16 protein-coding genes are annotated in these 21,680 nt (G+C 43.1%); 1 reads left to right on the forward strand and 15 read right to left on the reverse strand.

Features of this window, described 5'->3' with window-relative positions; genetic code table 11:
* Nucleotides 1-183 precede the first annotated feature (183 nt).
* Complete coding sequence (locus EJN84_RS07935) at nt 184-1,464, reverse strand: O-acetylhomoserine aminocarboxypropyltransferase/cysteine synthase family protein (RefSeq protein WP_129594925.1); 1,281 nt, start codon at nt 1,462-1,464, stop codon at nt 184-186.
* A gap of 186 nt (nt 1,465-1,650) precedes the next feature.
* On the opposite strand from EJN84_RS07935, the gene EJN84_RS07940 reads away from it, so the two are divergent.
* Entirely contained in the window at nt 1,651-2,118 is a 468-nt protein-coding gene (locus EJN84_RS07940; protein WP_129594926.1) for an Lrp/AsnC family transcriptional regulator, read from the forward strand.
* Nucleotides 2,119-2,156: 38 nt separating this feature from the next.
* Here the strand turns inward: EJN84_RS07940 and EJN84_RS07945 are convergent, their stop codons facing one another.
* From EJN84_RS07945 to EJN84_RS08010, 14 genes are all read right to left on the reverse strand, one after another.
* Nucleotides 2,157-2,549 (reverse strand): DUF3037 domain-containing protein, encoded by a 393-nt coding sequence (locus EJN84_RS07945; protein ID WP_129594927.1) that lies wholly within the window; start codon nt 2,547-2,549, stop codon nt 2,157-2,159.
* Nucleotides 2,539-3,306 (reverse strand): HipA family kinase, encoded by a 768-nt coding sequence (locus tag EJN84_RS07950; RefSeq protein WP_238943977.1) that lies wholly within the window; start codon nt 3,304-3,306, stop codon nt 2,539-2,541. Before EJN84_RS07950 ends, EJN84_RS07945 begins: the two co-directional genes overlap by 11 nt.
* 31 nt (nt 3,307-3,337) lie before the next feature.
* Nucleotides 3,338-5,887 (reverse strand): alpha/beta hydrolase family protein, encoded by a 2,550-nt coding sequence (locus EJN84_RS07955; protein ID WP_129594929.1) that lies wholly within the window; start codon nt 5,885-5,887, stop codon nt 3,338-3,340.
* Nucleotides 5,888-5,938: 51 nt separating this feature from the next.
* Complete coding sequence (gene ispE / locus EJN84_RS07960) at nt 5,939-6,751, reverse strand: 4-(cytidine 5'-diphospho)-2-C-methyl-D-erythritol kinase (protein ID WP_129594930.1); 813 nt, start codon at nt 6,749-6,751, stop codon at nt 5,939-5,941.
* A 902-nt stretch (nt 6,752-7,653) separates the two neighbouring features.
* Nucleotides 7,654-8,730, reverse strand: coding sequence for a transposase (locus tag EJN84_RS07965; RefSeq protein ID WP_238943971.1), 1,077 nt, complete (start codon nt 8,728-8,730; stop codon nt 7,654-7,656).
* A 322-nt stretch (nt 8,731-9,052) separates the two neighbouring features.
* Entirely contained in the window at nt 9,053-10,627 is a 1,575-nt protein-coding gene (locus tag EJN84_RS07970; protein WP_129594931.1) for a sulfatase-like hydrolase/transferase, read from the reverse strand.
* 626 nt (nt 10,628-11,253) lie between these two features.
* The gene (locus EJN84_RS07975; RefSeq protein ID WP_262707352.1) at nt 11,254-11,490 is read right to left on the reverse strand and encodes an integrase core domain-containing protein; all 237 of its coding nucleotides are present in this window, start codon (nt 11,488-11,490) and stop codon (nt 11,254-11,256) included.
* 116 nt (nt 11,491-11,606) lie between these two features.
* Entirely contained in the window at nt 11,607-12,056 is a 450-nt protein-coding gene (locus tag EJN84_RS07980; RefSeq protein ID WP_129594933.1) for an IS3 family transposase, read from the reverse strand.
* A gap of 13 nt (nt 12,057-12,069) precedes the next feature.
* Complete coding sequence (locus EJN84_RS07985) at nt 12,070-12,363, reverse strand: transposase (RefSeq protein WP_129594934.1); 294 nt, start codon at nt 12,361-12,363, stop codon at nt 12,070-12,072.
* Nucleotides 12,364-12,489: 126 nt separating this feature from the next.
* Nucleotides 12,490-15,657, reverse strand: a complete 3,168-nt coding sequence (locus EJN84_RS07990; RefSeq protein ID WP_238943972.1) for a glycoside hydrolase family 2 protein — start codon at nt 15,655-15,657, stop codon at nt 12,490-12,492.
* 15 nt (nt 15,658-15,672) lie between these two features.
* Nucleotides 15,673-16,524, reverse strand: coding sequence for a metallophosphoesterase family protein (locus EJN84_RS07995; RefSeq protein ID WP_165004178.1), 852 nt, complete (start codon nt 16,522-16,524; stop codon nt 15,673-15,675).
* Between the two features lie 2 nt (nt 16,525-16,526).
* Nucleotides 16,527-17,606 carry a metallophosphoesterase family protein gene (locus EJN84_RS08000; protein WP_129594937.1) on the reverse strand — a complete coding sequence of 360 codons (1,080 nt, stop codon included), beginning with the start codon at nt 17,604-17,606 and terminating at the stop codon, nt 16,527-16,529.
* Between the two features lie 10 nt (nt 17,607-17,616).
* A complete protein-coding gene (locus EJN84_RS08005; RefSeq protein WP_129594938.1) occupies nt 17,617-19,869 on the reverse strand; it encodes a GH92 family glycosyl hydrolase in 2,253 nt (750 codons plus the stop codon).
* A 24-nt stretch (nt 19,870-19,893) separates the two neighbouring features.
* A complete protein-coding gene (locus EJN84_RS08010) occupies nt 19,894-21,657 on the reverse strand; it encodes a family 43 glycosylhydrolase (protein ID WP_317125859.1) in 1,764 nt (587 codons plus the stop codon).
* Between the last annotated feature and the right edge of the window lie 23 nt (nt 21,658-21,680).

Raw genomic sequence — 21,680 nt, forward strand, 5'->3', positions numbered from 1 at the left:
ATATTCAGCTATAAAAATACAAAATATTTTGCAATTACACAAATCGTTTATCCTGTTTTTTCCCTGTTTTTTATGATATTTCCCAACTAAAAAAAGAGACTGTCCTTACTTTTGAGACAGCCCCTTTGTTCCTTTTCGACAATATAAGTATGCTGAAATTACCTCTCAGCCAAATTATTCTCTTTAAACCTTTGCTAAAGCTTGCTCGAGATCGGCAAGAATATCATCGATGTTTTCAATACCAATTGACAAACGAATCATATCGGGAGTGACACCGGCAGCTTTCAATTCTTCATCATTGAGCTGCGCATGGGTTGTCGTTGCCGGATGAATGACCAACGATTTAGCGTCAGCCACATTTGCCAAATGTGAAAATAATTCGAGCGAATCGATAAATTTGGCTCCTGCTTCTCTCCCACCCTTTATTCCAAAAGTGAAAATGGATCCTGCTCCATTTGGAAAATAACGATCGGCCAATGCTTTGTACTTATTTCCCGGGAGATTGGGATAATTTACCCAACTTACTTTCGGATGATTTGCAAGATAGTTTACCACTTTGCGAGTGTTTTCGACATGCCTTTCAACGCGCAACGAGAGTGTTTCGATTCCCTGCAAAAGCAAGAATGATGAAAGAGGTGAAATGGCAGCACCCGTATCGCGCAACAATTGTGCCCGGATTTTGGTAGTGAAGGCTATTTCTCCCAAATCACCGAAGACCAGTCCGTTGTAATGTGGATCGGGCTCGGTGAATCCGGGAAAATTACCGTTTTTCCAATCAAATTTTCCCGATTCCACGATTACACCTCCCAGCGTTGTCCCATGTCCCCCCAGAAATTTTGTTGCCGAGTGCACTACAATATCGGCGCCATGCTCGATGGGCCGAAACAAATAAGGAGTACCAAAAGTATTGTCCACAATCAGCGGAAGACCATGTCGATGAGCAATTTCGGCCACAGCCTCTACATCGATGAGATTGATGCCCGGATTCCCAATTGTTTCGATGAATAATGCTTTGGTTTTTGACGTAATGGCCTTTTCGAAATTTTCGACGAAGTCTGGATCGACAAAAGTAGTCGTTACTCCCAATTTGGGCAATGTTACGCTGAAAAGGTTGTATGTTCCTCCATAGAGTGTGCTCGCAGCAACGATGTGATCGCCACTATCGGCTATATTGAGAATTGCATACGTAATTGCAGCAGAACCTGATGCAACCGTAATTCCGGCAGTTCCACCTTCGAGCTTCGCTACACGTTCGTCAACCACCGCAGTAGTTGGATTTGTCAAACGGGTGTAAATATTTCCGGCATCGGTCAGCGCAAAACGATTTGCGGCCTGATCCGCACTCTCAAAAACATACGATGTTGTCTGATAAATAGGGACCGCTCTTGAGCCCGTCGGATCGAGTGTTTGTCCTGCATGCACCTGCAAGGTTTCGAACTTAAAATTTTTTTCTTTATTTGCCATAATAAGCTGTAATTATTAATTGAATTTTTGTCTGAATTTCTCTACTACAAAATTAAGACAATATAGTATAGAATTTAAAATGTATCGACAAATAAAGATATATTTTCTATATTTGCAGTCTTATATAGATAGACTATACAGTAGAATAGCAAAAATAATCGATTAGCAGAAAAAAATTTCTTTTCAATGTATCAACCCGACGAAACAGATCTCAAAATCTTAAAAGCTTTGCAGGAAGATGGTCGACTCACAACCAAAGAGTTGGCAGCGAAAGTAAATCTGTCCGCCACACCCGTTTACGAAAGAGTACGTAAACTCGAAAAAGAGGGCTTTATCAAAAAATATGTAGCGATTCTCGATTACGAAAAACTCCATCGGGGCTTCGGCGTATTTTGTAACATCAAGCTCAAACAAATTAACTCGACTATCGCCAATGATTTTGTGAATTTTGTTGCACAAATTCCCGAAGTTACCGAGTGCTACAATATTTCGGGAGAGTATGATTATCTGCTTAAAATTCAGGCTCCCGACATGAAATATTATCAATCGTTCCTTATTAACACGTTAGGAAAATTCGATCACATTGCGGGCATTCACAGTGTATTTGTCATGGATGAAATTAAACAAAGCTACGGCATCGTTCAGAACGATTGAAAATGTGGCAAAAGAATATCGTTTAAATTGGTGTTACATCAAAGCACCAATTCGTTAAAAAGCCGATCGAATGTAGCATCCAAATCGCTCGATTTGCCCGGATGAGCCGACGATGACTGTATCACGGTACTTCGCACTGCCGTCAGCCAACGAAAACGTTCCGATAAATCGAGTGCGGCAATCGGACCCGCTTGGCTATTTCCCAACGAAATATCCTTCATATTGGCAAGGACTGTTATCACTTCATCGTATTCCGGACCTGATATACAAATCGATTTGTATTTTTCGGCACATAACCGATACTCCATCCGAATATATCGAGCTTTCTTGGAATACATGATCAGTCCAACATTTACAAATTCTTCGCGCTCTACATTCGGCACAAATCGAATCACAGCATACTGAAAGATATTCAAGTCGTTAGCGGGCATTTTTGGCAACGTTTACGAAGTTTGAAGAATGAGCAAATCGCGTTTTGAGAAAGGCAAAATACATATCTCTGATTTCGTCAGGTGATTCCGAAGAACCATTCCAATGAAGCCAATCGTCGGGAATCATGCGCACAATTTCTCCCAAAAAATCGTCCGAAATCATTTCGTGTGCCAATGCATCGGCCTCATCAAGCATCGTCGCCTGTGGTAACAAAATGTGATCCTTAATATAGGGAAACGGATTGAGCGCCTGTTTTTCGAAATCCTTCCACGAATGATGAAAGTAAAACGAATCGCCATTGTCGATAATCCACAATTCCTTGTGCCACCATAAAAGATTGGGATTTTTGACGGTTCTGTCAACATTTGTGGTGAAAGCGTCGAACCATACGATTTTAGAGGCAAGCAATGGATCGGTTTTTATCGCAGGCTCGTAAGGCAAAGCCCCTGACAGGAAATGCATTCCCAAATTCAGACCTTCACTCGCTCTGAGTAAATCCTGAATTTCCTCATCACCTTCCGACTTACCAAAATCGCTGTCGAGATATGCAAAAACCAGTTCGGGCAGCTGCAATCGAAGTCGTGAAGCAATTAATCCGCCCAACAATTCGGAAATCAACATTTTCACGCCGTGGCCTGCACCTCTAAATTTGAGCACGTATTTGAATCCGTCGTCTGCTTCTACCAATGCCGGCAAAGAACCTCCCTCGCGCAATGGAACAACATAACGCAAAACATGAACGGTTCGCAGCGAAATATCTTTTTCAGTCATTTGATAAGTGTCTTCGTTATTTCTCCGGATACATCGAATTCCACCAACGTGCATCGTTTTTGAGCCATTTGTCGAACCATGCGTAGATGGTATGATTCCATGCAATGCGTTTTTGGTAATCGTAGATAGCGTGATTTTCCCCTTCTACTTGGATAAATTCCACAGGTTTCCCGAGCAGCTTCAATGCAGTGAACATCTGAATACTTTCGCCGATTGGTACGTTGGTATCGGCAGTACCATGCAACAACAGAAGAGGTGTCTCTATCTTGTCGGCATGAAAGAGTGGGCTCTGATCCACATACAGTTGCGGGTTGTTCCAAGGATAGCTTCCTGCACTAGCTCCGGCACTATACGTATATCCCCAATAACCCTCGCCCCAATAACTAGTTATATTGCTAATACCTGCATGCGACACGGCAGACGCAAACAGATCTGTTTGCGTGAGCAAGTATTGAGTCATAAATCCGCCATACGACGCACCGATATTACCTATTTTCGTGCTGTCCACAAAGAAATGTTCGGCCGCGAATTTCTTCGTACCCTCGATGATTTCTTGGGCCGTTTGTTTTCCCCAGGCATTAACGTGACGTGCCGAAAATTCCTGACCGTAACCGGTGGTACCACTCGGTTGAAGCGTGTAAACAACATAATCTTGAGCTGCATACACGTGCAATGGATAAGTGCTTTCGAAAATACGTTGCGTAGGGCTTGTACCACCATAGTAGTAAACGATGAGTGGATATTTTTTTGCAGGATCGAAATGAGGTGGAAGATAATATCGCCCTTCAATTACGTCACCAAAAGAGCTGGTAAAATTCCAATCTTGCACATCTCCCAATTCCAGTTTTTCGAGTCTTTCGGCATAAGGATCGCACAGCAAGGTAGATTTCATCGTTTTTAGATTGAAAAGATATGCTCGGCTCGAATTCGAAACGCTCATTCCGGTGTATGTGGCCCATTCTCCGTTTCGAGCAATATCGAACGAACGAATCACATCCTCCTGCAAAGGCAACATTTCAAATTTTTTCGTTTTGAAGGAGTAACGGTACATGTTTTCGCGATCGCCATCTTGCGTGCGATAATAGATAAATCCATCCTTGTAGTTCCATTGCTGCGAATCAATGGTGGGATTAAAGTTTTTAGTAACGGGTTCGATGTGTCGAGTTGCCAAATCCATTATAAAAGATTGCGTATCGTAGCTGTTGGCTGTCTGTTCGGGACGAATATTCAGTCCGATACCACCGAAAGCCTCGGGTGCACCGTGTATGAGTAATTGCGTACCCTCGGGTGAAAATTGAGCCGAGTAGGCAAACGGTTCGTCTTCCCAAATCGTGTCGAGATGCATCGTTTGCAAGTCAAGCAAATACATCGATGTTTTGCTGAAGGGACGTTGACTCAAATCTTCTTCCGAAACGGAAAATAGTAATTTGCGGACATCGCTTGTGATATCGTTGAGCGAAGCCGTTTTTTGACCAAAAGTCAATTGTTGGGACAATCCCGAATCGAAAAAATGCCGATATATATAATAGCGATCACGATAGCCGGGCTGTCGATCTTCGGGAGAAAGCAGTCGTTTGAGTCCGGATGGATTGCTTATGATTTGCGATTTTTTGGTAGAGTAGAACATCGATTTTTCATCAGGCGCTATGTTAAATTTTTCTTTCGGCAAATTCTCTGCGAGGATTTTGTTCTGCATAGTCAATGGATCAATCGTGTAAAGCGTTCGTCCATTCTCATTGTCTGCAACATAATGCAACAGATCAGATTTTGGCATCCATCCAAGTTGTTCACGAACCGAATTTTCCGAAAAAATGATGCGCTTTTGTTGTGCATCATACACCTCGACAGATTGGATACGACTGCCTCCCGGCAATGTTTCGGTATAGATCAACAATATAAAACGTCCGCTCGGTGAGATTTCGGACGAAGTAACACGTTTTCCGTCGAGAATATCCTCAATTGTGATGCGTCGGTGTTCCTCCGTTCCAAAGGTGTAGATAAGCAAAGAATCTTCCTTGTCGGGTTTCAATTCAATTTTAAGAGAAGGATCGAGTTTATCGCTTGCAGATGCAAGTATTTTTACGACAATGCGATTCCCATTCGTAAACCCATTTAGCGAAACATCAACAGTGCCTGCTTGATGCAAACTGTCATTGCGTTGCGTCTTGCTGCCACGTCTGTCATCATCGACATAGAGTTCGAGCATATTGGGAGAAGTTATAGTCAGTTTGCCTTTACCGTAACGACTACCGGAAACAAAAAACGAAACAAGATACAATGCCTTGCCTTCGTCAGGTTTTTTCAGATAAAAATTACCCGCTGTATCCGGTTCTAATTCCATCGGAAAACGATTGATGGGCGGCAGCGCCATTGGGAAAGCCAACAAAGATTCATCGGTAAATTTTTTTTCGTTGATATCCACACTATCGAGCATCACAGGCTCCTCTACGGGTATAGGACCCAACATGCATACCTTATTTGGTGTAAATATCTGCTGGGCAAAAATTGCCTTATTCACATTGATGATTCCTAATATCAATAGGCAAGCGATGCAAATTCTTCTCATTATCTGTCTATTTTTTTACAATTTGTTATCAAAACTGTTGCTCTTCACCCTTTACTCTTCGATCCACACAAAACAATCGCCAAAGTTTGGCTTAACGGGAACATTGCGTTCGAAAAGAGCATATACCGATGATCCGGAACCGGACATCGACGCATATATTGCACCTATATCGTAAAGCTTTTGCTTAATGGCACCAATAGCCGGATATTTATCCAGAATTGGAGGTTCAAAATCGTTCTTCAGCAGCCGTTTCCATTCCGATACAGGTTGTTTTGCGACTTCGCGAAGCGAGATTTCCGGAACGTGAGGTTCTACCATCGCATAGGCTTCGCGTGTGGAAACTCCAAAAGGAGGCTTAACTACCACTATACGATATTGGCTTAAATCGAGATCTATCTGTTCGATTTGGTCTCCAACGCCGGTAGCCAATGCAGAGCGGTTATTCACAAAAAACGAACAGTCGGCCCCTAACTGTCGGGCAAAAGCAAGCAGTTGTTCGTGCGTATAATCCAATGCAAATGTTTTATTGAGCAGGGTCAACATAAAAGCACCGTCAGCCGATCCACCTCCCAGTCCGGCTCCGAATGGGATTTTTTTCAACAAATAAATATCGATGTCCGGTATTTGTTTTTGCGATTTGATCAGATGCAAAGCTTTCACCACAAGGTTGTCTTCGGGATGGGAATCGACGAGAATACCACTGACAAAAAAACGGTATGGCTGACCAACATCAGAAGGAATAATTTCAAGCGCATCTCTCATCCCTATAGGATAGAAAATGCTTTCAATATTATGGTAGCCATCCGTTCGTTTAGAAATAACTTGAAGACCTAAATTGATTTTTGCATTCGGAAAACAGATCATCAACAGCGGGTTTTTCGCAAAGATAAGGAAAAACGATTAAAAAGATGTCCAAAAAAAAAGGAAAATAACAGGATATGCGAAGGTTCAAAACGAACTTGTAATTGCAGATTCAAAGATAAATCTACATGCTATAACTAATGCCTCTCACTATTTTTTGAATATCAACATGCTAAAGTTTCGCACTTCAGAAAGGGCTGAAAATAAAGGAGAAAAAAGAGATAAAAAAGAAAAAAAGCAGCATATTTTGTCTAATATATCATTAAAAATGAGTATATTAGCTGCATAATTACCAAAACAGAAAAAATATGCTGCCGGACAAAATTAAAGAAAAAATTCTGAAATCGGAACAGATTTCACTGAAAATAAATTGGAGAGCATAAATATTTTGAAGGGTTTCAAGGCGTTGAAAAAACCTGTAGTACTCCCCAAAAATTAGACCACTTGTTAAGTTGAAAAAAATGAACTTACAGGCAAAAGAAATAACGAGAAGAAAAGGTATTAATAACCGGAAATAACTCTGCGAGTTATTTCCGGTTATATAACACCTCATCATCATTATCATCAGAAATTATGATAGAAATTCAATTAAGAAATGACCAAAAGTGGTCCTAAAAATGGGTAGTACTATAGTATATATATCCCTTTTTCTATGGCATCGTGTAAAACAATGATACACAATGCCTATCTGCTTGAACGATTTATTTGCGTGTCCGGCATAAAGCCGAACAGAAGATTAAATGATAAACTTGTTAAAGAACTCGTCGAGTTTGCAGCAATTGCTGCATGACTCGTATATTAAATAATTAACGAACTATTGCTTGTTCATACGATGGGCAAAATTGCCATCGCTTTCATTTATCTAATTTTTTAAATACTCAATAGTTCGTTAGAAAAAATAGCTATTACGCAGCTTTAATGCCGAAATATAGAAGTTCTTTGACAAGGTGGCGACTTTTTAGGGTTTTAGGTTTTACACCGAAAGCCTCAATAAATCGATTCAACATAAAAGCATTGTGATACAATAGTTTATAGTTGGCGATTGAGAATGGTTGTTCTGCGTTCATTTTATTGCTCGGATGAATAATCTTTGCAATATTGACCGTTGTAAGTGATGCGTTGAAGTGAAAATAGAGTTTGTCCAAGTCTCTTGCCTGAGAATGATTCAATCCGGTAGCCTGTTTGGCATCTCTGAAATTGAATTCCATTTGAAAACGACAGTGATAATACGCTAAAACATCAAGCGCATTCATTTTGGTATCGGTGGAGAATATCAAACGTTGTATCGTTTTTCCGTTTTTCTCCGTTTTTTGTTCGACAACCAATAAAATGTCTGTTTTCAAAGATTTGGAGTTGACAACGGCATAAAAAGCCTGTGTGTTTTCATTGATTTGAATTTGAGTAAAAACATTCATATTCAAATTCTCAAGGTCAACTTTTCCTGCCCATTGGGTTGGCCTTCCTTTACCGGAGTACTCACCCGTAAATTTATAACGCAGGTTGGCATCGTCCCTTAGTTTGGATATTACGTGAAATCCGTTTTTCATAAGAGGTTGAATGAATGTTGTTTTCGAAAAGAATGCATCTGCAACAACGATATTGGATAATTTCTGCAGTTCTTCTTTTCTCTCGATAATAGAAAGAGCATACCAATCGACTAAAGACATGGAGACTGTTTTTAATGTTTTTGAAGGAACACTCTGTACGGCTTCCAAATGAAAGCTTTGGTTCAAGTCGATGTCGATTAAAGCGATTTGTGCAATTTCAAGCCCCTTTTTGGTGCATTGGTCGCAGCCCGACCAAAATGAGCCGAGATAAGGTGTCTTATTACCCGATTTCTCGATATAGCTTGGGTCAAAGGAAATGGCGATTCGTTTGCCGATATGGGGAGTGATCAGTGAAGAGTTGAATGACATGAAATCAAATCTTTCTTTAAACCGATTCCGAAAACGTTGTTCGCAGTGCTTGCTGTAACGGCTCATTTGCTTAAAATTAATTCGACCGGGAATACAGAGATACAACATAAAGATTTCCAATAAAAAGTCACGTCGCCATTTATTGCGTGATAACCCTTTCAAAGCGTTACCGACAATTGAATTAAAGATGCTGACTTCCCTGAAAATCATACTTTATAAATTAGTTGAGTAATCTATAAAAATACTGATTTTCAGGGAGTTAACCAAATAAAATATAAGATAATTTATTGATTTACAGTTATTTAACTATAAATATAACATAGTATTGTTAATAATAAAGCAAAAAATATAGGACTTTATAAACAAACTCTAATTACTTACCTAACAACTAAATTAACTCCCTCTCTTTTACGCCTTCATAATGCCTGGAATTATTTTTCTTTAGCCACTTAAGAAGACACTTTCGTAATTCTTCAGCCTTTTCCTGGTATAACCCCCTTTGGGGATTGTCGCCAATCAAATTGTTCATTTCATTTGGGTCGCTGTTTAAATCGTACATAGCATTGATAACCTTTGAGCTTTTGGAATAAGGAATGATTAGCTTCCAGCCATCTTTTACAATCATGTAATTTGATTCGATGTCTCCTCTGTAGTCCCATTCAGCTACCACATATTTACCATGCTTTTTATCTTTTCCTTCGATTAAACCACGCAGGCTCTTGCCGTCTGATTTGTGTTTCCCAACTTTCAGATAATCAAGGATTGTGGCAAAAAGATCGATATTGGAAACATATCCATCCACCGTTGTTTCCGGCTTTATGTGGCCAGGAAATCTGAGCATAAGCGGAATATGTGCTGATTCTTCGTAAAATACATTCTTTTCCCTCATGCCATGGGCGCCCAGCATTTCTCCGTGATCGCTGGTGAAAATAACAAGTGTATTATCGCTCAATCCAAGTTCATCCAACTTTGCCCGAATTTTCCCCACCCAGTCGTCAATCTCCTTCACCAGTCCGTAATAATTGGAAATCATGTACTTAATCTTTTGAGGATCCGAATATTCAGGCAGGTACAACCTGTCGTTGGCCTTTTTATAAGGCGAGTTTTCCATATCATCATGTAAACTCGCAGGAGGTGTCATGTTTTCTGCTGGGTACATGCTGCAATAGGGCTCAGGCGGCAACATGGGCGCATGTGGAAAATGAAACGAACAGGTAATGCTAAATGTGCTATCCTTTAACCGTTCGAGCGCCTTCATGGTTTCTTTCGCCTGAAAAGCCGTTAAGCTATACTCCGCGGGAATCGTTGAACAGCCATGCAGATCAGGCTGACTGGGTTTCTTTTTCGATTTTTTGATCTCCTCATATTTTCGTCCGTAAAAAGTGTCCAACGGGTTGGGCCTGTACGGACTTGCCGTGAACCCGTCGTAAAATTCACCGGGTTTTAACCCCCTTTCCGGGACATGCTCATCAAGATAATCAAGATATACGAATCGTTGTCCGTCGTGAGCAAAAACGGATTTTCCCTCTTTTGATACCTGTTTGGGATTTTGGTAAACCCCTGTGTGCGAAGTCTGGCTGTGCCATTTCCCGTAATACTCGCAATGATACCCGTTTTCCGAAAGGATTTCATCGAAGGTGGGCATATCCATAACGACCTCTTCATCATAAAAATAGGCCCTGTCGTTGGTGCAGACCCCATGGTGTTCGACTGTCTGCCCGGTAAGGATGGACGACCGTGCCGGGGCACATACAGCACATGACGTATATGCATTTTTAAAATAAACTCCCTGCCTTGCCAGGCGATCGAGGTTTGGGGTTTCAAGGACACTGTTCCCGGCAATACTCAATGCATCGTATCGCTGCTGATCGGTTATAATAAACAAGAGATTCTTCTTTTGTTGCGCATGTGCATTACCAATCAAAAGAAGCACCAATGCCGTTGAGCTAAGTATCTGTTTCATATTTAAATCCGTTTAATATTCAACTTTGAGTCCACTTTAAATAGTGGCAATTTGAAGTTTCAAAAATAAGTTTATTGATTTTACTTTTCCGGTTTTTGTTAAACGAGGAAGTAAAAAAAAAATAAAGAAAAAAAGTTTCTCCACAATAGAGCTCTTTATATAGCGAAAATCGGTTATCAAACCATTTTCATGCGCTCTTTGACCTGTTGTTACCGGATAATTTCCAAGACGGACATGATTTATCCGTAAACATCGGGTGAAAGGAAACAATTTGTGTTTGAGTAAACCTCTGTATCGTGTTTTGTTGTTCCTCGTATGAATATGAAAACAATACTGAAAGATGGTTGCCTCCACGTTGTTTCTTATGTTCTGTTCTTGCTGAGGAATGGCAGCCGGTTTACGCCTTAGTTCGGCTGTTGCTGTCCGTTCGTCGGTAAAAAAAATTGAGGTACTACCCATTTTTAGGACCACTTTTGGTCATTTCTTAATTGAATTTCTATCATAATTCCTGATGATAATGATGATGAGGTGTTATATAACCGGAAATAACTCTGCGAGTTATTTCCGGTTATTAATATCTTTTCTTCTCGTTACTTCTTTTGCCTGTAAGTTCATTTTTTTCATCTTTATGCTGCCGGCCGGTATAACTCCGCAGGGGTCTTCCTTTCAATTCCCTGATGATGCAATTCGTAATTGTAGTAGTGCATATATTTCTTTAAACCCTTATACAGTTCCAAACCGTCGCCGGCAGGATGCAAATATACATAATCGTACTTCAATGATCTCCAAAACCGCTCGATAAAAGCGTTGTCGATCGCTCTTCTTTTACCATCCATGCCGATTTCGATTTTCTCGCTCTCCAAATAGTTTATCCACTCTTCACAGGTAAACCGGCGTCCTTGATCGGAATTGATTATCTATCTCCGGCTTGCCGTAATCTTCTATGGCCTGCTTCAAGACTGCAAGGGATGCCTATGCTTCAAGCGTATCGGATATCCCCAACGATGTACAGATCGATAATGGCCGTTAAGTACAGAAACCCATCCTTCATGGGAATATAGGTGATATCGATAGCCCATACCTGATTAGGACGTTCTATCTTCAATCCCCTTAGCAAGTACGGACGAATGTATTTACTCAGATTCCTTTTTGGATATGTCGCCATCAATCCCATCAGACGAAGTAGCCGACGAACCCTTTTGTGATTGACCACAAAACCCAGTGCAAACAAAAAATCCCGGGCACGAATGACGCCTTCGGTGGGATAATCCAAATAATGCTCGTCTATCTTGCGCATGATCTCCGGGTTTTCTTCCGATTCCCCAACCGGTGCATAATATAAGCTGCTTCGATTGACAGACAAAATCTCACACTGTTTGCGAATGCTCAAGGCGTCCTCCTTGTTCACCAGATTCCTGCATGCTTTCATAGACCGACTTTCTTTAAGTTTTTTTAAAAAAGTCGTTCTCCATATCCAAATCCAACTCTCCAATCTTGGTATAGAGCTTCTCCAAATCGACCCCGTCCTCAACTTCTTTTTTCTTTTCGAATACTTCTGATGAGTGTTCAATAAATTTCTGTTTCCATTTGCTGATCATGTTGGGATGTACTTCAAAACGTTTGGACAGCTCGGCAAGTGATTCCCGCTCTTTGAGCGCCTCAATGGCGACTTTGGCTTTAAAGCCAGCTGAAAATTTTCTCCTTGTTGCTTTCATAATTGCCACTAATTTAGTCATTTTTTTCAACTTAACAAGTGGTATAATTTTGAGGGAGTACTACATTGATAGCCGCTGTCACGTATGCCCCCGATTTCAAATCAAAAATTTATAATAGGAGTAGTTGCGGATAATCATGAGATAATTTCATTCAAATGAAGTCATTAATTGATGAATAAATTCAGGCTTATTGTCGCTTTTGAATCGAACGGACACGTTATTGTCCTTCGCATTTTGGACACTGATACTCAAATGATTCCATCCTTGTTTAAGGGGGACTGTGCTAAACAGGCCTTTTGATCCTTCTATTTTGTTGCAATTGATAAATAATTCACTATGCTCTGCTGGTTGTACCGCGATATCAAGCTTTGGCATATCAGGCTCTATCAGCAGATCATCCAGGTCTCTGGGGCTCCACACCATGAAATTGTAAAGCGTTTTATTCCCTCGGCGAATGGAAGGCAGGTTTGCAATATTCACGGTTCCGTCTTTGTTGATCAGCGTTTCGGAGATCTTACTTCCATTGGTTGGAATGCCTGCACCGGCAAGCAGCTTTCCGAATGTGTCATATCCCTTTGAGGACGAAACAAACCGGGATAATGTACTTACAAAAAATGTTGCATTTTCATTTTGATGTTTCACCAGTACTGCTGCGGCTCCTTTCTTTTCATTTTCACTGCGGATAACAGCTGCCGTTTTCAACTCTTCGGGACGCTGATTCCACGCTCGCCAGTTGGTGTTACACGCCTCAAGGAGAACGATCCCTTCGTCTACAAAATCTGATCTCAACCCATAATCAGATGTATCTTCCAGCTGAATCTCACAAAAGTAGAAATCTGAATTGTGTAAACCTTTTGTCCAGGATTTATCTTTCGGTAAATAAGAAGATGCGTTTCGACTGTCGAGTTCCAGTTTTGCAGGCAACACCTTGTTGTAAGTTTCGATTGTTTCGGGTGTAGGCCCCCACAACCACAAATCTGCACCACGACCAGTCAAATCTTTCAACATCTTTACATCCTTTTCCGAAGGGATTGTCGCACCATCCGCAATGATGATGGTACTATTTTGGGGATCCGCCTTCTCCTGGAAGACCACGCCACTACTTTCAAAGATCTGTTTAACGGCAGAGTCAGCACTTCCAAAAAATAAAATTGTTTGATAATCCTTATCTGCTTTTATGATTTCTTCTTCCGGTTTCTCCGGCATTACCGCCCATGGGCTCCATGCGGGCCCACCCGGGGCATTGGCCGCTTTTACCGCATCAAACATAGGCCAGGTACGATATAACGGTAGCGTGGGATCATAACCGGGATTAAACGTAGAACTATACGCTCCCATTCTTTCGGGTTGTATTCCTGGCTTTCCTTCTTCATATTCAGCAAAATAAATGCCATCGGTCAGCTCCGGTTTTGTAGAAATATCCCGCTTGCCGAACGGTAACGGCTGAAGGCCATACCACGCCAGATTGAATACCGATACATAGGATGCACCCAGATTGCGCTGTTGTGCAATCAGATCATAACATTCATAGGCCAATCCCTCCATGCGTCCCAACTGAGACTCAAACGCCCGTTCGCCGTTATATTTGGAGACTTGCAGAGGTGTACCGTAATAGGCCATGCTATGCTCACCAATTCCCCAAGGTTTACCGATTTCCTTCCACCTCCTCATGGAGTTATGATCGCCGTAATGTCCCACCGTAACCGGAAGAATACCATCGCCATCGTCCTCTCCGTCACTGGATATCCAGGGCCTGGTGGAATCATTTTCACGCACAATATCCCGCCAGTCGGCCCATGCCTGTTTTTGCATCTCCATCCATTCGGGTTTATTGAAGACGTGCAGGATCACCGGCTTATTTTCGTTGCTTACACTCCAGCCGAAAACACTTGGGTGGTTGCGGTCTCGCAATACCATGCGGCGTATGTGTTCCTTGCAATTTTCCCAAAAAGCGGGTGAGTCCATTTTAGGACCTCCATCGCTGGCCCATATGGCTGTTTCGGCCAATACACAGATTCCCATTTCATCAGCCATATCGAGGTAGAAACGCGGATACACCTGGGCGTGAAGACGAACGGCATTCGCATTCGCATCTTTCAGCGCAGTAAACCATGCCCATGCATAACGACGTGTCATTTGCGGTACGCCCATAAAATGCCACGAATCGCCCCTCAGCTCAATCGGTTTTCCGTTCAGAAACTGTTTGGTTCCGGAAATCGTCCATTCCCTCCAACCGAAACGCTCATACTTAATATCACCGATCTTGTTTTTATCTCCCAGAGTCAATGTAAATCCATATAAATTGGGATGCTCGGGAGTCCAGTAGTCCAAATCTCCCCCTTTCACCGGTATCTGGACGACGATGCGCCGTGTTCCTTTTGAAGGTATGGTTATTTTTTGCTTGGTCAACAGGAGTGAAGGCGAATCAGCCAATTCCCAATCGGGCACCGGTGCCGTATTTACATCCCTGCCTGCTTTGTTTATCCATCGCCTGACATCCCCTTCCAGCGTAGTGTGAACTTCCCCGACCGTATTGTTCTCAATCTCGATTTCCGCTTCCAATACAGATTCAGAGACCAACGGCTTCACATACACATTCCGGATATGTACGGATGGCACTGCCGTGAGAAAGACATCCTGCCAGATTCCCGACACATGACATCCCCACATGGAACCTGCGGGCACAATGCGCCTTCCTTTTGTACTGTTGTCCTCAAACAACGATTGGCTACGGACACCGACCCATATTTCAACATTTTTTCCAGCCTTCACGTAAGGGGTTATATTCGCGTCAAACGGAAGAAAAAGGTCGAAGTTTTCAGCAACCTTGTTGCCATTGACATACACTTCGGCAAATCCTGCAACCGCTTCGAAATGCAAGCCGATTTGAAATCCGTCCCATTCAGCGGGTATCTGTACCGTACGACGCATCCACGCCATTTTAACCTCGTTCCATTTGTCAGGGTATGAGGGATAATTACGATGATCAGGACCTTCCAGGTTTCTGTTTGCGAACGAATTGATGTTCCATGGAGATGGTATTTTTATTTTTGTCTTATCACAGTTGTTCTGATCGGGAAGCGGCAATTCAGGCGCAACGCCTCCTCCTTGCCGGTAACCTTCGGGTAAGGGCATTGCCTGGAACTCCCAACGTCCGTTCAAACAGATTTCTTTTCTGATATCCTTCTCAACTTTGCTGAAAAGCCCTTCGGAAGGAGCAAAAACATAGGGATAAAACAGCTTGTCAGCAGAAAACAGCGAAGATGTTATAAACAACGAAAGTACGAAAAACAAGCTTTTATGACACTTTTTCATGTGGAATTGATTCATTTAAAATTTACAGATTGGAATATAAGTATGTTCAAGTTGTGCGTTGTTAATTTTTATAAGCCGGTAGCCCGGTTGTGCGTTTCCCAAAGGTTTTCCGGCAGCATTTGTAGTGACCATAAAAATAGTGTTGTATGATGCTTCTGAACTATTGTGCAGATGTCCTGCGAATATCGCATCAACGCCATACTTCTCAAATAATTTAAAATATTTAATGCGTTGCCTCATACTTTGGTTGCTGTATGTCTCTTTCTCCCAAAAATTGTCAATAAAAAAAGGATAATGGGTAAACAGAAGAATGGGATCAGCCGGGGCAGCCTTCTTCAATTCTTTTTGAAGCCAGCTAAATTGTTTTTTTTCTTCTTTTCGGCTCTTATCGGATTTTATGATCACCGAATTGAATCCAATGAAGTGTGCATTTTTATGGCGAAAAGAAAAACGGTCAGACCCTTTCCCATACACCGAATCATACCATTCAAAATCCTGTTTTGTCGGATTCAGTGCCAGATCGTGGTTACCGGGACTCAGATAAACAGGTATGCTCTTCTCTATGCATGCAGTAATCCTTTTAAATTCATTTATTTGTAAAGTATCCCTGCTGTTATTCACAAAATCACCTGTGATAACCACAAAATCGGGCTTGATCTGATTTATCTGCCTGACTGCCTCCGCATACAGCTTCGTCTCTTTTTCAAAGTTAGCATTTTTTGCAAAGAAACCGAACTGAGGGTCTGTAATCTGGACGATCAACAAGGAATCCCGCTGGGCATAGGAACCCAAAAAGAGCATTTCCATGCAAACAAGAAGCGACAGTCGCTTCGGGAAATTTTTCAACTGAATAAATATTTGTTTCATTGTCATTTCAAAAGATCCGAGATACAGATTCTTTCATAAGGGGTTTTGTTCACCCCGGCATGGTATTCCAGAAATATCTCTTCCCCGTAGGGATTTGTTGTAATCAAACCATAGCCTGCAAGGTCCTGTTGTTTGAAAAATGAGACATACCTGCTTTCTTCATGAAGCAGGTGTATTCTCTGAATCAAAGTAGAGGTTTCGCATTCGGGATGATCGGTAGCCAGTTTCTGGCCATACCTTGTATGTACTTTATCCGAAGTTTTCCTATCCAGATCTCTTACCACACTGTTGAAGGATAGCTGAACCACAGGTTCGTAATCGGTCTCCCTGCGAACAATGGAGTAGAGATGCAGACGTGTGGTTAAAACCACAGCCCCGTTTCTGGCAATGATCTCAAGCAACCTCTCTCTCTTCCGGGGTTCGTCTCTGTATAAATACCAGCAACGCTCATTGATGGGAATGACGGGCACGTGGACTATTAAGAACTTGAATCTGGCATCCGGGGATGAGAGGTTCTTATCCAATTGATCCAGCACACCTTCGCTTTTATCCCATGGATCGAAGGCGACAAACAGATTCTCCCCAATCTGATGCGCATAGCCGGATGAAGTGACATCGTTTCTTTTTAATTGCTTCTGCAACAGGGGAATATAGTGATTATGAAAAGCTTCCACGGCACCCAGACCGGTGATATCGTGGTTGCCTTTGATGATGATCCAGGGTACGGGCATGTTCACCGCTTCCACGGCTGTAACGACCGCACGCGCCATTTGATCTGCCTTTTTCTCACTTCCGGCCAGTCTTTCCGAAAGATCACCCAGCTGCACCACGGCTTTTACTGCAGGATCGTGCTGCAATGTTCTTTGACGCAGGTGGCTGCTGAATACCGGCCAGACCTCTTTTGTGATCTGTGTGTATTCTTTTACCTGCCTCAGATCATCGGGTTTCTTCGACAGCCAGGTCATGTCGTGATCCTCCATCCGGTCGTAATGGATGTCTCCCAGGACCAAAAAACTCTGCTCATGCGCGATGGTTGTTGAAGCAATCAACAACACAAAAAAACAGATCAAACTTCTTTTCATGTTCCTTGTCTTATATTCCCCAGTTTCGGTTGGCTTTGTCACCCATTTCAAACACAATTTTTCCACCTTTCATGATCTCGTCGTGGTGGATAAAGGGCTTGTTCAGGGGCTTGCCGTTCAATGTGGCCGACTGGATATATTTATTGCCAGGTGCATTGTTGACCGCTTCAATTTCAAAAAACTTCCCGTTTCCCAAATCAATCTTGGCATGATTGAAGAACGGACTGCCGATGCTGTATTCCGGACTTCCCGGGGTGACAGGATAAAAGCCCATCTGCGAGAAGACGACGAAAGAAGACATGCCTCCCCCATCTTCATCGCCCGGCACGCCCATCAGGTCGTTACGAAACCACTGGTGGATGAGGGTCCTGATCCGTTTCTGGGTCTTCCAGGGCTCGCCGGCATAATTATACAAATAGGGGATGTGTAGGGAGGGTTCATTGGCCATGGAGAATTGTCCTACATTGCCGGTATGGTCGGGCAGCTGGCTGTAAAACTCGGGCTTGCCCTTTCCCAGGGGAGTGGCAAACATCTGATCGAGATTGTGGACAAACGCCTTCTTTCCCCCCATCAGGTCGATCAAGTCGGGTATGTTGTGTTGCACATCCCAACGATAAATCCATCCGTTGTTTTCTCCATAATAACCGCGTGCACCCATACCTCCCGAATAACGATAGTCGAAGGGCTGGATGAATTCTCCGTTTTTATCTTTGGGATGGAAAAAACCGGTCTCCTTGTTGTAGAGATTGCGATAGTTAAAGGATGCCTCCGTAAAGTAAGCATGATCTTCCGTCAGCCCCAGCTCCTTCGCCAGCTGTGCCAGGCACCACTGATCGTAGGAGGTACCCAGCGTCACGGCGACAGGCTGCCGGCGTTCGAAACCATGTACCTCCGGAATAGTTTCCTCCTCCCCTTCCCTCAATGCAGGTATGTATCCATGTTCTTTATAAAATTTGTCCAGTTCTCCGGCCGGTTTACCCGACCAGGGAGCCAGGGTCTTTTCCATGATCGCACCTTTAGCCGCAAGATATGCTTTCTCCAAATCAAAATTGCTCAAGCCCTTGCGATGAGCGTCCAGTATGGATGCTACACCGTGATTGGAGTTCATACGGCGGCTGTCGCCGGTAATTTCCGGAAAAGTAGGCATCCAGAAATGCTCCATCTGCTCTGCCATCAACACAAATGAATGTAAAATGTCTTCTTCCCTTTCCGGTTCAATGAGAATGCGCAGCGGATGATGTGCCCTGTAGGAATCCCAGATCCAGTCGTCGGTATAAAACGGGCGTCCCCCATCCTCGTGTACTTTTCCGTCGAAAGCACTGTAATAACGTCCATCTTCCGAAATGGATACCGGTCGCTCAAAGCTGCGGTATAGTGAGGTATAAAAGACCGTTTTGTCGTTTTCCAGACCGCCTGACACCTGAATCTTATTCAAGGCTTCGTTCCATACTTTGCGACCTGTTTCACGGAGAGAAGCCAGGTCTTTTCCACTCAATTCCCGCTCCATGTTCTTTTGTGCCTGCGCTGCATCGATAAAAGAAATTCCATAGCGCAGGGTGAGCTTTTTGCTGCCGGCGGGGTAGCTCATGATGAGACACGCATTTCTGCCGGCGGCGGATGTTTTGTTCACCAGATTTCCCTCTTCCAACAGCGATACGCTCTCCGGCAACTGCTCGGGAAGAAGATAGAGATAGACTTTCGTGTCGTTCTCGATCATCTGGAATCCCGAGAAGGCCGTTCCGTCCCAGGTAAGCTCTCCCCTCCGGGAATTAAGCGCCACCCTGACTGCTTCCTCTTTTTCGAAAAGAAGCTCGTAGATCGCAGATTGGTGAGAAAGTCCATACTCAACCGATATTCCCTCATCATCCAGATAAACCGAGTAGGAATAGGGTGTTAACTTTTCATTGTCATAACTATAGGCAACGACGGGCTTGACATCTTTCCTGCTACCATAAAAAGGACTCAGGTTGAACGCCGAGCTGCCCCTGTGGCTGGTAACCACGATAGGGAGTCCTTCCAGCACATCGCCGGTAAAATCGCGCCGTTCGGGATACACGCGTAACATACTATGGGGCAAGTGAATAGTTGGAAAAGTAGGTACCAGTAAATGACTGATGTTTCCCATATAGGGATTCACATAATCAACCGGCTCCTTTGCTGATTGGTTTTGGACGGACGAACATGACAGAAGCAGGATCATTATCCATATCGCCGATATGGGATAATAAATGATTGAATTTCCGAAAAATGACGAATGTTTCATTGTGTTTGAATACTAATTGTTTTTTTAAGATCTTTCTAAAATGGCACTTCCTTCCGTGATGCCACTTTCATTAAAGGCATCAATTGAAAAATAATATTTTGAATCACGATTGAAAAAACGACCTTCGAATTGGTTTTCAAAGACCATGACGGCATGATCCAGTTGCTCTCTTTTTACCCCCCAGCGTAGAATGTACCCAGTGGTATTATCCTGGGTGTTCCACCGAAAAGTGATTTTTCGTCGGTCGCTGTCCCGCGAGACATTGAACTGAGACACCGCCTGGGGAAGGTCCTTGTGCCCCTTTCCGAAAACCCTGAAATCGGATATGGAAAATTTTCCTTTCATCTCTTTCGTGTTGGTGATGCGAAGAAATTGCATTTTCCTGCCGGCATTAAAAACAAGCAACTCATGGGGCCTGTCGTTTTCATTTTTCGACTGGTCGGTCAGCACTTTCCACTGATCACCATCATTCGAATATTCGATCAGATACTGGTAATTGAAAAATGAATCGGGTGCTTTCTTGTCAAAATCCTGGTCGGCAAAGTTGACCTGCAGGGCATGAACGGTCATTGCCTCACCCAAATCTACCTGCCACCACTCCCCTCTTTTACCGGTCCGAGATGCCCACCACGTTTCAATCTGCTCATCATTGCCATATTCAGCTTCATGACCGCTTAATGAAGACGAAGCAAGCACTTTCTTCCGATAGGAAAGCAGGTTCCAGTTCATGGAAAGATCGTGGGTCTCCAGATCAATTTTCTCCCGGGGTATTCGGTAGGGATAATCGGTAAATACCGTGTGGGCGTGGAGGCAACTGTCGTCTGAAAAATAGACAGGAAACAGGCCCAGACGCCGCTCAAAGGGATGTCGGACAGCAATGCGCATGGTGGCTACATGCCAGTAATTGTCATATTTATCCCGAAAAGTGTGTCCATGGCCGGCACCCCCGATAAAGCCCCCCGGTTTGAAGGAAAAAGGGCTGTTTTCTTCGTAGGTGTATGGACCAAGTGGTTTGTCGGCCACGTAGGTACCATCGCCATAGACCCGGAATTCGGTACCCGGTGACGCATAGTGCAGGTAATATCTCCCCTTGTACTTGATGAGACTGGGGCCTTCGTTCCACCCATCCCTTTCGTTGTCGTTGTTGTTTCCGGACACCTCCCAACCGTACTTATCGGAATGGTGTGCGATTAGTACAGCTGCTTCGCCGATCACGTTGAAGCCGTCTTTGGGATCCACTTCCACTCCAATGATGGGATCTTTATCCGAACAACCCCAATAAACATAGACCCGCCCGTCATCGTCCTTGAAAAAAGCAGGGTCGACCGAACCGCCTAAAGGATAACGGAATTTTGTATCCACTTCTTCCCAATTGTCGGCATCAGGATCAGCGGTTTTATAGATCCTCGGCTCACCCGAACCCATATAGTATAATTCATCATCAAGGGCAAGGATAGCGGGAGCATACTCTTCTATGTTGCCAATGGATTTACAGGGAATGTAGGTCCATTCACACAGGTCTTCCGAACTCCAGTATCCACCCGATTTAGAGGCAAAAAGATAATATTTGCCTTTAAATAAGACGATGACGGGATCGGCAGCTTCTCTCCTTGATGGCTCATCAAACTGAAACCGGTAATTCAGGTTCATCGGATTCGCAACAACATTGCCAGCGTTTTGCCGAACTTCGAATCTGGCACAGCCAAGCATCAAAACAGACAAGGTTGCTATACAATAGAAAATTGATTTCAACGCTATGTATTTTGTAATCCTGTTTCTTTTTGCCATAACATATCTATCCTTTTTATTTT

The sequence above is a fragment of the Seramator thermalis genome, assembly GCF_004138125.1.
Classification (GTDB): domain Bacteria; phylum Bacteroidota; class Bacteroidia; order Bacteroidales; family Dysgonomonadaceae; genus Seramator; species Seramator thermalis.

Coding starts and splice junctions, on each gene's coding strand:
- EJN84_RS07935 (WP_129594925.1), bottom strand. CDS start 1,464: ATGGCAAATAAAGAAAAAAATTTTAAGTTCGAAACCTTGCAGGTGCAT.
- EJN84_RS07940 (WP_129594926.1), top strand. CDS start 1,651: ATGTATCAACCCGACGAAACAGATCTCAAAATCTTAAAAGCTTTGCAG.
- EJN84_RS07945 (WP_129594927.1), bottom strand. CDS start 2,549: ATGCCCGCTAACGACTTGAATATCTTTCAGTATGCTGTGATTCGATTT.
- EJN84_RS07955 (WP_129594929.1), bottom strand. CDS start 5,887: ATGAGAAGAATTTGCATCGCTTGCCTATTGATATTAGGAATCATCAAT.
- ispE (WP_129594930.1), bottom strand. CDS start 6,751: ATGATCTGTTTTCCGAATGCAAAAATCAATTTAGGTCTTCAAGTTATT.
- EJN84_RS07965 (WP_238943971.1), bottom strand. CDS start 8,730: ATGAGCCGTTACAGCAAGCACTGCGAACAACGTTTTCGGAATCGGTTT.
- EJN84_RS07970 (WP_129594931.1), bottom strand. CDS start 10,627: ATGAAACAGATACTTAGCTCAACGGCATTGGTGCTTCTTTTGATTGGT.
- EJN84_RS07980 (WP_129594933.1), bottom strand. CDS start 12,056: ATGAAAGCATGCAGGAATCTGGTGAACAAGGAGGACGCCTTGAGCATT.
- EJN84_RS07985 (WP_129594934.1), bottom strand. CDS start 12,363: ATGACTAAATTAGTGGCAATTATGAAAGCAACAAGGAGAAAATTTTCA.
- EJN84_RS07990 (WP_238943972.1), bottom strand. CDS start 15,657: ATGAAAAAGTGTCATAAAAGCTTGTTTTTCGTACTTTCGTTGTTTATA.
- EJN84_RS07995 (WP_165004178.1), bottom strand. CDS start 16,524: ATGAAACAAATATTTATTCAGTTGAAAAATTTCCCGAAGCGACTGTCG.
- EJN84_RS08000 (WP_129594937.1), bottom strand. CDS start 17,606: ATGAAAAGAAGTTTGATCTGTTTTTTTGTGTTGTTGATTGCTTCAACA.
- EJN84_RS08005 (WP_129594938.1), bottom strand. CDS start 19,869: ATGAAACATTCGTCATTTTTCGGAAATTCAATCATTTATTATCCCATA.
- EJN84_RS08010 (WP_317125859.1), bottom strand. CDS start 21,657: ATGGCAAAAAGAAACAGGATTACAAAATACATAGCGTTGAAATCAATT.